Origin of the sequence: Sandaracinus amylolyticus, assembly GCF_000737325.1 — a bacterium.
GTDB lineage: Bacteria > Myxococcota_A > Polyangia > Polyangiales > Sandaracinaceae > Sandaracinus > Sandaracinus amylolyticus.
In genome coordinates this window covers 2,980,908-2,993,173 of record NZ_CP011125.1, presented here as the reverse complement: position 1 = coordinate 2,993,173, position 12,266 = coordinate 2,980,908, and the positions used below count along the sequence as shown (strand labels likewise).

Here is a 12,266-nt window from a genome sequence, read left to right as displayed (position 1 = left end):
GCCGTTTCCTTCAGCGCAATGGCGAAAACCATCCGGAAAACGGCGACCGGAGCCTCCGGTCCACGAAAATCCGGGCAGCAATGGCCGACCGGCGCCGGCGGTTCACGAAGACCACCGAACGAACGCCGACCGGAGCCGGCGGCTTACGAGGCCGGCGCCAGCGATCGCCGACCGGCGCTTCGTGCTCATGAGCCCCGCTGGAACGACACTCACCAACGTCGCCGTCCCGCGCTCTCGCGCGTGCCGTCGACTCATCACCCACCAACGTCGCCGTCCCGCGCTCTCGCGCGTGCCGTCGACTCATCACCCACCAACGTCGCCGTCCCGCGCTCTCGCGCGTGCCGTCGACTCATCACCCACCACCGTCGCCGTCCCGCGCTCACGCGCGTGCCGTCGACTCCGCGCCCATCGAGGCGAATGCGAAGCAGAGCCCGACCGGTCAGGGCGAATGCAAAGCAGAGCCCGAATCGCGAGCGTCCGGGCCGCGGCGAAGCGCGGACCGGTCGCGAGCCGCCTCAGCCCAACCGAGTGAGACGGCAGAACCGCGGTGCCCGGCGCGAGGGGGTGGGTCTGGCGGCCTCGTGCGACGGGGGCTCGCAGAGGCCGACCACGGACTGATCACAGCATCGCGGCAGAGCGCGAAGCGCGCGCCGCGATGCGCCCACCGCTTCCCGACGCTCGCGCCGTTCCGTCCAGCAGCCCGCGAGCACTCCGGCCGCCAGACCCACCCCCTCGCGCCTCTCGCCGAGACCTATCCCGACGTCCACCCTTCACACCAAGACCAGTTCCCGCCAACGGGAACCATACAGACCTGCAGATCGAACCGAGGCCAGCTCCACCCCCTCGGCACGAGGAACGTCACCCGCCGACGCGCCGCGTCGACCACTCCGCGCACCGATCGGATCTCGGTGTCGCTCACCATCCGATCGCGCCGCACCCGCAGCGTCCACGTCGCGCCTTCGGGCGCGTCGCGATCGAGCGTCGCGACCACCGTCGTCGTCTCCTCGTCGCGCCCCGTCACCGCCGCGCCCGCGCGCGGCAGCGCCGCGATCGCGTCCGCGTGATCGCGCGCGACGTCGTCGATCACCCGCTCCATCTGCGCGCGCGCCGCGACCTCGCTGCACCCGATCGACTGCAGCGCGTCCTGCCACAGCGCGAGCGGCTCGAGATCCTGCGGCGCGTCGCTCCGCCCGATCGCGCGCATCACGTCGCCGACCGCGCGCTCGCCGCACGCGCGCGCGATGCCCTCGGTGAGCACCTCGCCGAGCGAGTACGCGAGCGACGTGTCGAAGCGCTGCCGCAGCGACTCGTCGTCGAGCACGTCCTCGAGCTGCAGCCGATGACGCGTCCATCCCGCGGCCGCGACGATGCGCGACTCGGTCTGCGCCGCGTCGTTCGGCACCACCCGGTACGCGACCCACTCCGCCGAGCCCTCGACGAACGCGCGCGTCCCGCGCTGCGTCATCAGACGCCGATCCGACTCGCGCCCCTGCAGCACGTGCGTGCTCTCGTGCGCGAGCACGTGGCGCAGTCGCGCGTCGTCGTCCTGCCCGACGAGCCCCATGCGGATGCGCGTGCCCGCCGCGATGCCCTCGTGGTGCGCGCTCGTCTCCGCGAGATCGACCGTGATGAACGGCACCTCGCGCGCACCGACCACACGCGCGACCGACTCCGCGATGTCGTCCGCGCTCCCCACGAGGCGCAGCGCGCGCGCCCGCAGGTTCGTCGGGTACACGAACGCGTAGTGCTCGGTGCGCGCCTCCGCGGTCTGCCAGTCGATGCCCTCGGGCTCGTCGCTCGGCAGCCCGTTCTCCTGCACCGAGCGCACCGCGAGCACTGTCATCACCGCGAGCCCCACGAAGACGACCACCGCGGTGCCGCACCCGAACGCGATCGCCGCGCGCCCGTCGCGCTTCGGCGCGAGCGCGTCGCGCAGCTGCTCGAACGGCCCCATCCACACGAGGTACGAGATGCCGAGCGCGACGAGCGCGATCGGCACGTGCACCGCGATGTCGCCCCACGGCACGAGCAGCACCTGACCCCGGTACGCGAGCCGGCAGATCGACGCCGGGTTCAGCCACGCGAGCGAGGGCTCGATCTCCTCCGCCGCGAGGAGCACGAACATGACGAGCGCGTACGGCAGGAGCCCGAAGCGCCGCATCGTCGAGGCGAGCACGCCGTGCGCGTAGAGGACGAGCACGAACGTCGACTGCAGCGCGGCCACGCCGAGCGCGACGTCGAGCCGGAACTGATCGCCGCTGAAGCTCTGCGGGTTCGGCAGCTGGAGCAGCCAGTTCGTCACCTGGCCGAGCGCGGTGAAGAGCACGAGCACGCCCGCGCCCGCGAGCATCTTCGCGGAGAAGATCGCGCGGCGCGTCACCGGCAGCGAGCGCAGGAAGTCGATCGTTCCGTCGTCGTGCTCGCGCGGGAACGCGGCGTAGGCGACGAAGAACGCGACCAGCGCGAGCATGAACGCGAGCCCGCCGCCTTCTCCGGGATCGACGGCGGAGATCGACGACCACGTCTGGATGTCGAGCTGCTCGGTGAGCGGCCGCGAGATCACGTCGCCGCTGATCACGAGGAAGCAGAGGAGCGCGTGCGGCACCAGCGCGCGCAGCTCCTTGCGCAAGAGCGCGATCACGGCACCTCCACGCGCGCTTCCGCGAGGCGCATCGGCGCGCCGAGCGGCGTGCCCTCGAGATCGAGCGCGACCCACACCCGCGAGCCCGGCCCGTAGCGACCGGGCAGGCGCATCTCGATCGAGCGCTCGCCGTCGGGCCACGCGCGCTCCTCGCGCTGCGGCTCCCACGGCCACACGAAGTCGTCGAAGGGCCCGTCGTCGAAGTGCGCGAGCGAGACGGTCGCGCCAGGCGGCGGCGGACGATCGAGCGTCGCGCGCGCGACGATGGTCGGCAGCCCGTCGGCGGTCTCCACGTCGATCCGCGCCTCGACGCGCGGCATCCACGCGCCGCGATGGCTCGCGCGCAGCGACGCGAGGCGCGCGTACCACGCCTCGATCAGCGCGCGCTCGTCGATCCCCGCGGCCTCGCGCAGCGTGCGCGAGAGCGGGTGCAGCCAGCCGTGCACCACCGCGCGGAAGTCGTCGGGCGGCTCGTGCCCGTAGAGCGCGCGCCCGAGCGCGAAGACCGCGTCGCGCCCGCGCTGCTCCTCGAGCACGTCGATGCCCACCGCGGCGAGCGCGCCCGCGACGCGCTCTCCCTCGCGCTGGATCGTGCGATCCCACGCGCGCAGCCGCGACGCGTCGGGCCCGCGCTCGCGCGTCGCCCACAGCGCGCGCAGCTCGATGGTCTCCGGAAGCTCGGGCTCGTCGCGACGCGGCCACCACGCGGCGATCCCATCGCGCGGCCACTCGATCGGCTCCCAGAGCGCGCGCCCGCCGGTCGCGTCGTCGATCACGAGCCCGACGAGCTCGGAGAGCAGCGCGTCCTCGTCCCACTCCGGGCCGCGGCGATAGTTCGCGCGCACGAGGATCCCGTCGTCCTCGCCGAGCGTCACGCGCTCGAACGTGGACCCGTCGAGCCGCTCCGAGAGCGCAACGCGCACCGTCGGCAGCTGCGCCCAGCCCATCGCGTCGCGCAGCGGCGGCAGCTCCCTCCTCAGGCGCGCCATGAGCGCCTCGGCATCGGGTCGCGCGTCCTCGAGGCCGTACATGATCTCGATCGGCGCATCGCCGGCGCGCAGCACGCCGCCGTCCTCCCACTCGTACGGCGGACGCTGGTTCGGCGGCGAGAGCCTCATCCACGCGATCAGGATCGCGATCACCACGATCACGAGCGTCACGCCTTCGCGCAAGCTCATGCGCTTCGCGAGCGTCTCCGCGACCGATCCCTCGCGCACCGTCGCGAGCCCGATGGCGAGGAGCGCCCATCCGGCCGCGAGCGCGAGCGTCACGAGCAGCGGCTCGACCGGCCAGCGCGTCCGCTCGAGCACGAAGTCGTCGGCGACCAGCGCGATCGGCCCGAAGCGCGACACCTCGAGCTCGGTCCCGTTGGCGACGAGCGCGAACGCGACGCCGATCGCGATGTAGAGCGGCACGCGCAGCCGGCCGAGCATGCCCATCGCGGTGAACCAGCACATGCCGAAGAGCGCGTACGTCGCGGTCCGCGCCGCGATGATCGCGACGAACCGCGCGTCGATCGCTTCGCGCGTGATGGCGAGCACGAGCGTCGCGCCGAGCGAGCCGAGCGCGAGCGCCTCGATCACGAGAACGCCGAGCGCGAGCTTCACGAGGATCACGTCGGCGCGCCCGAGCGGCAGCGACTCGAGGAAGCGCTGGGTGCGCCCGTGGTACTCGGCGACCACGAGCCGATTGCCGAGCGCGAGCCCCGCGACGGGCAGGAAGAAGCGCATCAGCGAGGCGTGCACCTCGAGGTACGTCACGGTCGCGGGCTGCGCGAGGACGATCAGCGAGAGCAGCGCCCACGCGACGCCCATGAAGAGCACGAGCATCGCGAGCGCGACCGCGTGCTCCGCGAGGTCCTTGAGCGCGAGCGCGGCGATGCGCTTCATGCGCGTCGCCGCACCATCGCGATGAACACCTCTTCGAGTGGCAGGAGCTCGATCACCGCGTCCGGGATCGTCGGCGCGAGCGCATCGAAGCGCGCGGGATCGTCGCTCTCGACGACGATGCGGCGCTCGCCCTCGCGCACCTCCTCGTGGCGCACCGCGAGCTGAAGCTCCGCGATCGCCGCGTGCAGCGGCGCGGGATCGGCGAGCTCGCTCGCGCGCACGACGCGCACGCGCTGCACGAGGTCGTCGATGGTGCCCTCGTAGCGCGTCCTGCCTTCGTCGACGACGCCGACGCGGTTGGCGACCAGCTCGATCTCGTCGACGAGGTGGCTCGAGAAGAACGTGGTGCGCCCGCTGTGCTCCGCCTCGTGCCGCACGATCTCGAGGAACTCGCGCCGCGCGACGGGATCGAGCCCCGCGGTCGGCTCGTCGAGCAGCAAGAGCGGCGGCCGGTGCGCGAGGGCGAGCGCGAGCGCGAGCTTCACCTTCGTGCCGCCCGAGAACGTGCCGATGCGTCGCGCGCTCGGCACGTCGAGCACGCGCAAGAGGCGCGTGTACTCGGCGTCGTCCCACCGCGGGAAGAACGCGCGCACGAACCGCGCGATCGAGACGGGCGTCATCCAGCCGTAGAACGACTGCTCCTGCGCGACGTACCCGATGCGCTGTCGCCACGACACGAGGTCGTGCCCGCCCGGCTCGCCGAACATCCGCACCGAGCCTCCGCTCGGCCGCGTGATGCCCATCAGGATCCGGATGGTCGTCGACTTCCCCGCGCCGTTGCGTCCGAGGAACCCGTAGACGTCACCGGGCCGCACCGTGAGATCCAGCCCGCGCAGCGCCTCGACGGCGCCGTAGCGCTTCGCCAGCCCGCGCACCTCGATCACGTCGGGATCCACGCGCCCGGCGTTCTACCACGGGCCGCTGCGTCACCTCTTGTTGTAGCGAGCGAGGTAGTGCGCGAACGCGTCGTCGAGCACGCGATCGAGCCGCGACTGCTCGCGCGGATCACGCAGCTGCTTGCCGACGATGTCGCGGAAGTGCTTCGCGATCTCGCGCGCGGCGGCGGCGCGTTTCTCGGGCGGCATCGCGCCGATGCTGTCGGCGGTCGTCGCGTGCTCGACCTGCCACGCGCGCACCGCCATGAGCCAGAAGCCGCGGCACGGGAACGGATCGAGCCCGATCTTCGGCCCGACCAGGTTCCCGAGATCCTTCACGAGCGCTTCCTGCGCGGGCTGGAGCTGGATGCTCTCGTAGGCCTTCGCTGCATCTCGAACGGCGCCGGAGTCGAACTCGAACATGCAGTGTCCCCTCTCTGCCGTCAGGATATCCGAGGCCGGCGTACCCGCGATACGGAGCCCGCGCACGTGCTACGCCGTGCGGTCATGCTCGACCGCCGCATCGCCCTCGGAGCCGCGCTCGCCCTCGCCGCGTGCGTGCCCGAGCCATCGCTCGCCACCGAGCCCGTCGTCTACGGCGAGGACGGCCGGCGCGAGGCCTACGAGGTCGACGCGACGCTGCGCGCGCTCGCGCTCGGGAGCTCGGCCGCGATCTTCGATCCCGAGAACCTCGACGTGCGCGACCCGAGCGCGATCGTCCCCTCGGGCCGGCGCCTCCAGAGCGACGAGGACCTCTGCGACGATCAGCGCTTCCTCGATCAGCCCACCGCCGCATCGTGCTCGGGCACGCTGATCGACGACGACCTGTACCTCACGGCCGGGCACTGCGTGGAGACCGAGGAGGAGTGCCGCGGGCTGCGCTTCGTCTTCGACTACGCGTACGCGAGCGACGGCGTGCTCGAGACGATCGGCGAGGACGACGTGTACGCGTGTCGCCGCCTCGTCGCGCATCGCGACCAGGACGCGCCGTGGCGCGATCACTCGATCATCCAGCTCGATCGTCCGGTGGTGGGACGTACGCCCGCCACGCTGCGCCGCGGCGCGCTCACGCCGGGCGAGCCGCTCGTGCTGATCGGGTACCCGGACACGATCCCGATGAAGATCGACGCGAGCGGGCACGTGAACGACGCGCGCGCCGAGGTGCTCGATCGCTTCTACGCGAGCGTCGACGCGTTCGGCGGCAACTCGGGCTCCGGCGTGCTCGACGCGGAGGGCCGCCTCGTCGGCGTGCTCTCGGGCGGCGAGGACGACTACGTGCGCCGCGGCGACTGCAGCGTGGTGAACGTGCTCGACGACGCGTGCCCCGGCGGCGACTGCACGCGCCACGGCGAGTACGTCGGCTACGCGCAGAACGCGATCGACGACCTCTGCGCGAGCGGCTGGCCCAGCGCGCGCTTGTGCGACCGCGCCGCGACGTGCGGCGACGGATTCTGCAGCGGCACCGAGACCAGCGAGACGTGCGCCGACGACTGCGACGCGCCGCGCTGCGGAGACGACGTGTGCGATCGCGGCGAGAGCGCGACGTGCGAGGCCGACTGCGGCCGCGTCGTGCCCGACGCGTGGACGTGCGAGGTCCGCTGGTACGCGGCGCTCGACGACTGCGACTGCGCGTGCGGCGCGCCCGATCCCGACTGCGAGAGCGGGCGCCTCCGCGTCGTGAACTGCGAGCGCGGCGAGACGTGCGTCGAGGGCGTGTGCGCGCCCGCGCCCGACGCCGGCACCACGCCGCGCGATGCCGGCGGCGCCGCGCGCGACGACGCATCGATCTCCACCGACGCCGCGACGACGCGCGACGCGGGCCCGGTGATCGTCCCGGCGCGCGACGAAGGCTGCGCGTGCGGTGTCGCGCCGCGCCGCGCGCCGTCGGCCGCGCTCGTCGCCCTGCTCGCGCTCGTCGCGCTCGCGATCCGCGCGCGCCGTTCCTGATCGCCCGGACCTTCACCCCTTGCGACCTGTGGTATGGAGCACGTCCGGCCCGGCTCGCGGCGCCGGAGGGGGATCGACATGACGCGCCATCTGCTCGCGATCGATCAGGGCACGACCGGCAGCACCGTCCTGGTGCTGGACACCGAGGCTCGCGTGCTGGGTCGAGCCACCCGCGAGTTCCCGCAACACTTCCCCACGCCGGGCCAGGTCGAGCACGACGCCGAGGAGATCTGGGCGTCGGTCGAGCACGCGATCGAAGGCGCGTATCGCGAGGCGGGCGTCGACCCGAAGCAGTGCGCGGGCATCGGCATCACGAACCAGCGCGAGACCACGATGCTGTGGGATCGCAAGACGGGCGCGGCCGTGCACCGCGCGATCGTCTGGCAGGATCGCCGCACCGCCGCGCGCTGTCGCGGAATGGAAGCGGAGGGCCTCCTCCCGCTCTACCGCAAGAAGACGGGCCTCGTCCTCGATCCGTACTTCAGCGGCACGAAGCTCGAGTGGCTGCTCGACAACGTCGACGGCGTACGGAAGCGCGCAGAGAGCGGCGAGCTCGCGTTCGGCACGGTCGACTCGTTCCTCGTGTGGCGCCTCAGCGGCGGCGCCGTGCACGTGACGGACGTGACCAACGCGTCGCGCACGCTGCTCTTCGACATCCATCGCCTCGCGTGGGACGACGAGCTCTGCCGTCACCTCCACGTGCCGCGCGCGGTGCTTCCCGCGGTGAAGAGCTCGAGCGAGGTCTACGCGCGCACCAAGGGCCTGCGCGTGCTCCCCGACGGCATCCCGATCGCGGGCATCGCCGGCGATCAGCAGGCCGCGCTCTTCGGCCAGACGTGCTTCGAGGTCGGCGACGCGAAGTGCACCTACGGCACCGGCGCGTTCCTCCTCGTCAACACCGGCGATCAGGCGCCCGAGTCGAAGAACGGCCTGGTCACCACGGTCGCGTGGAAGGTCGGCGATCAGGTCCGCTACGCGCTCGAGGGCTCGGCGTTCGTCGCGGGCGCCGCGGTGCAGTGGCTGCGCGATCAGCTGGGCATCATCAAGAACAGCGTCGAGATCGAGGCGCTCGCCGCGAAGGTCCCGACCAGCGGCGGCGTGGTGTTCGTGCCCGCGCTCTCGGGCCTCGGCGCGCCGCACTGGGACCCCGACGCGCGCGGCACGCTCTTCGGGCTCACCCGCGGCTCGAGCGCCGCGCACATCGCGCGCGCCACGCTCGAGGGCATCGCGTTCCAGGTCGCCGAGCTCGGCCGCGCGATGGAGGCCGACATGGGCCGCCGCATCGCGCGCCTGCGCGTCGACGGGGGCGCGTCGCAGAACGAGCTGCTGATGCAGTTCCAGTCCGACGTGCTCGACGTCGCGATCGAGCGCCCTGCGAACACCGAGACGACCGCGCTCGGCGCGGCGTACCTCGCGGGCCTCGCGGTGGGCGTGTTCCCCGATCTCTCGGCCATCGAGCGCGCGCATCGCATCGCGCGGCGCATCGAGCCGGCGATGCGCGACAGTGAGCGGCGCGAGCACCTCGCGCGCTGGACCGACGGCGTGCGACGCGCGCGCGGGAAGCTCGCATGAGCGCCGCGCGCACGCGAAACCGCCTCGCAGGTGGGGTTGTCCGAGCCCGCGGCGGGGACGAACAATTGAACGAGGGGCCGGACGCCACTCACCCGGCGGCCTCGTTCGGGGTACGATGCGGATCGAGCGCGTGATGAGCCGGGACGACCACGACACCCGAGACGAGAAACCCGCGACGGCCGTCGCGCCTGGTACGCCGATCCGTCAGGTCCCGATCGCGTGGGAAGCGCTGGAGGACGCGTTCGAGAACAACGCGCCCGAGGTCCACAGCTACCTGCACCTCGAGACCGGCGAGGTCATCCGCATCGTCGACGGCATCGCCGATCCGCAGATGCACCAGCGCGTGATGAACGACACGACCTATCTGCGGGTCGAGCCGGTGAGCTCGCGCGAGCAGTACCGCTGGATGGAGCGCTTCATCGCGACGGTCGAGGAGAGCGAGTTCCGCGACAAGCTCGTCCAGGCGATCGACGGCAAGGGCGCGTTCCGCCGCTTCAAGGACGTGCTGATGAGCTACCCGGTGGATCGCGAGCGCTGGTTCGCGTTCCGCAGCGAGCGCCTGCGCGCCTGCATGGAGGGCTGGCTCCAGGCGCACGCGATCGAAGCGGTGCAGCGCCAGCAGTGGCGCGTGCCCACGGCCGATGAGGTGCGTCCCGCGGCCGAGGAGAGCGACAAGCCCGCGCGCCGCAACCGTGCCGCGATCGCCGAAGCGCACCGCCGTCGTCTCCACGAGCTCGCGGATCAGCTCCCGGCGCGCGAGCTCGACGCGGCCGTCGCGTTCCTCGAGTTCCTGCGCGAGCGCAAGCACCTGCCGCGTCCGAAGGCGAAGGGCGAAGGCACGGTCGAGGCCGGCGCCGACACCACCGCGTCGAGCGAGACCTCGCTCGACCTCGCGTCCGAGCCGCCCCCTCGCGGGCCGAACGGCGCGAACGACGAACGTGCGGACGAGCCGCAGGCCTGACGCGATCCGCGCCCTCCTCGCCGCGAGCGCGCTGCTGCTGCACGCGCTCGCGGTCGTGCTCCCGGCGCGCGCGCAGAGCGGCGAGACCGCCCGCGCGATCGACGGCATCGTCGCGATCGTCGGCGGCCACGCGCCCTCGCCCACGACCGACGTCGTGCTGCGCAGCGACGTCGAGCTGCGCGCCGTGCTCGCGCTCGCCGCGCGCACCCACGATCCCGCGCCCGACGAGCTCCCGCCCGAGCTCCTCGCCGCGACGCTCCAGGAGATCGTCGGCGAGCTCGTCATCGCGCGCGAGGCCACGCGCCTTCACGCGCCCGAGCCCACCGAGACGCAGGTCGAGCGCCACCGCGAGGAGCTCGTGCGATCGGTCGGCGGCGAGGATCGCTTCGCGCGACTGCTCGAGCGCCACGCCGTCGCGGCCTCCGAGATCGACAGCATCGCGCGCCGCCGCGCGCTCGTCGACGCGTTCCTCCGCGCGAACCTCGAGGGCAGCACGCTGATCTCCGACGCGCGCGTCGAAGAGACCTACGCGAGCGGCGATCATCCGTTCACCGATCGCCCGCTCGACGAAGTGCGCGAGCCGCTCCGCGCGTGGCTCGCGCAGAGCGCGCTGCAGCGCGACGTGCGCCGCTGGGTCGAGGTCCTTCGCAGTCGCACGCCGGTGCGCGTCGTCGTACCTTTCGCCGCCCTCTTCGAAGAAGACGCTGCGGATCGCGGCGTCGAGGAGGCGGAGGAACGAGGAGATGTCGGCTCCGAGCGGTGAAGGCGACAGCCTTCGCGTGGTCATCGCAGCGCTGATCGGCAACCTGCTCATCGCGATCAGCAAATTCGTCGCGGCGTTCTTCTCGGGCAGCGCGGCGACGCTCGCGGAGGCGGTGCACAGCGTCGCCGACACCGTGAACCAAGTGCTGCTGATGGTCGGCCTGCGCCGCGCCGCGCGTCGCCCGACGTTGCTGCATCCGTTCGGGCACGCCGTCGAGAGCTACTTCTGGCCGTTCCTCGTCTCGATCATGATCTTCCTCCTCGGCGGCGCGTTCGCGATCTACGAGGGCATCGAGGATCTCCACGCGCTCTACGCGGGCCACCCCGAGGAGCCGCACGGCTCGCGCCTCTGGAGCTACGCGGTCCTCGGCACCTCCTTCGCGTTCGAGAGCTACTCGTGCTTCGTCGCGGCGCGCGAGTTCCAGAAGATGCGCAAGGGCCGCAGCGTGTGGGAGACGCTGATGCACGCGAAGGATCCGACGATCCCCGTCGTGCTCATGGAGGACACCGCCGCGCTCCTCGGCCTGGGCATCGCGCTCGCCGCGGTCGCGCTGAGCCACGTCACCGGCTGGACCGGCTTCGACGCGATCGGCTCCCTCCTGATCGGCTGCGTGCTCGGCGGCGTCGCGTGGGTGCTCGCTCGCCGCACGCACTCGCTGCTCCTCGGTGAAGCGGCGAGCCCCGAGGATCGCGAGCAGGTCGAGATCATCGCGCGCGAGGTCCCGGGCGTGAACGCGATCACGCAGATGCTCTCGATGCACCTCGGCCCGCAGCACGTGCTGCTCGCGCTGAAGGTCGACTTCGATCGCGGCCTCGCGATCGACGGAGTCGAGGCCGCGATCGATGCGCTCGAGTCGCGCATCCGCGAGGTGCTGCCGCACATGCGCTTCATCTTCGTCGAGCCCGACTCGGACTATCTGCTCGAGCGCGATCCCGAGCGCCCGGTGCCGGTCCGCGGCTTCACCAAGTGATCCTGCTCGAGGAGATGCGCGCGCGTGACCTCGACGAGGTCGCGGAGGTCGCGCGCAGCGGCTTCGAGCACGCGTGGACGCGCGACGCGTTCGCGGACGAGCTCGCGCGGGACGTCGCGCGCTGCCGGGTCGCGCGCACCGAGCACGGCGGTCCGATCCGCGCATACGCCGTCTGGTGGCTCGTCGCCGGCGAGCAGAGCTTGCTCACCGTCGCGACCGCGCCCGATGCGCGACGACACGGCCTCGCCCGCGCGCTGCTGCGCGAGATGCTCGACGAGGGACGCGCGCGCGGCGCCGATGCGTGCTTCCTCGAGGTGCGCCCTTCGAACGCGCCTGCGATCGCGCTGTATCGGAGCCTCGGCTTCGAGCGCTTCGACGTCCGAGCGCGCTACTACGACGACGGCGAGGACGCGTGGATCCTGCGCGCTCCGATCGCGGACCCGCGTTGAGCGGCGCGCGAGCGAGCGCGTGACGGCATGCCTCGCATGAGACGAATCGCCGCGACGCGGGACTCCGGTGGGGACACCAGGCAATCCGTCGCGGGCGTGAGATTCCGCCTTTGGTCAAAACGGCACATCCGTTGCTGAACGGGAGCCCGCGACCGCGATCGTCGCGTCTGCCGGGGGGCTGACGCGCGAGCGCGGGCCG

10 protein-coding genes are annotated in these 12,266 nt (G+C 72.4%); 6 read left to right on the top strand and 4 right to left on the bottom strand.

The window, feature by feature from the left end; translation table 11 throughout:
* Window positions 1-751 precede the first annotated feature (751 nt).
* From DB32_RS46655 to DB32_RS12500, 4 genes are read right to left on the bottom strand one after another with little or no spacing between them, the layout of a single operon-like run.
* Window positions 752-2,641, bottom strand: coding sequence for an ABC transporter permease (locus tag DB32_RS46655; protein ID WP_053232658.1), 1,890 nt, complete (start codon window positions 2,639-2,641; stop codon window positions 752-754).
* Window positions 2,638-4,530, bottom strand: coding sequence for an ABC transporter permease (locus DB32_RS46650; protein WP_053232657.1), 1,893 nt, complete (start codon window positions 4,528-4,530; stop codon window positions 2,638-2,640). The genes DB32_RS46655 and DB32_RS46650 overlap by 4 nt, the downstream gene beginning before the upstream one ends.
* Window positions 4,527-5,426 carry an ABC transporter ATP-binding protein gene (locus DB32_RS12505; protein ID WP_053232656.1) on the bottom strand — a complete coding sequence of 300 codons (900 nt, stop codon included), beginning with the start codon at window positions 5,424-5,426 and terminating at the stop codon, window positions 4,527-4,529. Before DB32_RS12505 ends, DB32_RS46650 begins: the two co-directional genes overlap by 4 nt.
* 30 nt (window positions 5,427-5,456) lie before the next feature.
* The gene (locus DB32_RS12500) at window positions 5,457-5,828 is read right to left on the bottom strand and encodes a hypothetical protein (RefSeq protein WP_053232655.1); all 372 of its coding nucleotides are present in this window, start codon (window positions 5,826-5,828) and stop codon (window positions 5,457-5,459) included.
* Between the two features lie 84 nt (window positions 5,829-5,912).
* On the opposite strand from DB32_RS12500, the gene DB32_RS12495 reads away from it, so the two are divergent.
* From DB32_RS12495 to rimI, 6 genes are all read left to right on the top strand, one after another.
* Complete coding sequence (locus DB32_RS12495; RefSeq protein WP_053232654.1) at window positions 5,913-7,352, top strand: trypsin-like serine peptidase; 1,440 nt, start codon at window positions 5,913-5,915, stop codon at window positions 7,350-7,352.
* A 78-nt stretch (window positions 7,353-7,430) separates the two neighbouring features.
* Window positions 7,431-8,924 carry a glycerol kinase GlpK gene (gene glpK, locus DB32_RS12490; protein ID WP_053232653.1) on the top strand — a complete coding sequence of 498 codons (1,494 nt, stop codon included), beginning with the start codon at window positions 7,431-7,433 and terminating at the stop codon, window positions 8,922-8,924.
* 133 nt (window positions 8,925-9,057) lie between these two features.
* On the top strand, window positions 9,058-9,885 hold the full coding sequence (locus DB32_RS12485) for a UPF0158 family protein (protein ID WP_083458498.1): 828 nt from the start codon (window positions 9,058-9,060) through the stop codon (window positions 9,883-9,885).
* The gene (locus DB32_RS12480) at window positions 9,863-10,648 is read left to right on the top strand and encodes a hypothetical protein (RefSeq protein ID WP_053232652.1); all 786 of its coding nucleotides are present in this window, start codon (window positions 9,863-9,865) and stop codon (window positions 10,646-10,648) included. The genes DB32_RS12485 and DB32_RS12480 overlap by 23 nt, the downstream gene beginning before the upstream one ends.
* Window positions 10,629-11,618 carry a cation diffusion facilitator family transporter gene (locus tag DB32_RS12475; RefSeq protein WP_053232651.1) on the top strand — a complete coding sequence of 330 codons (990 nt, stop codon included), beginning with the start codon at window positions 10,629-10,631 and terminating at the stop codon, window positions 11,616-11,618. Before DB32_RS12480 ends, DB32_RS12475 begins: the two co-directional genes overlap by 20 nt.
* The gene (rimI, locus tag DB32_RS12470) at window positions 11,615-12,067 is read left to right on the top strand and encodes a ribosomal protein S18-alanine N-acetyltransferase (RefSeq protein ID WP_083457342.1); all 453 of its coding nucleotides are present in this window, start codon (window positions 11,615-11,617) and stop codon (window positions 12,065-12,067) included. The genes DB32_RS12475 and rimI overlap by 4 nt, the downstream gene beginning before the upstream one ends.
* Window positions 12,068-12,266: the final 199 nt, after the last annotated feature.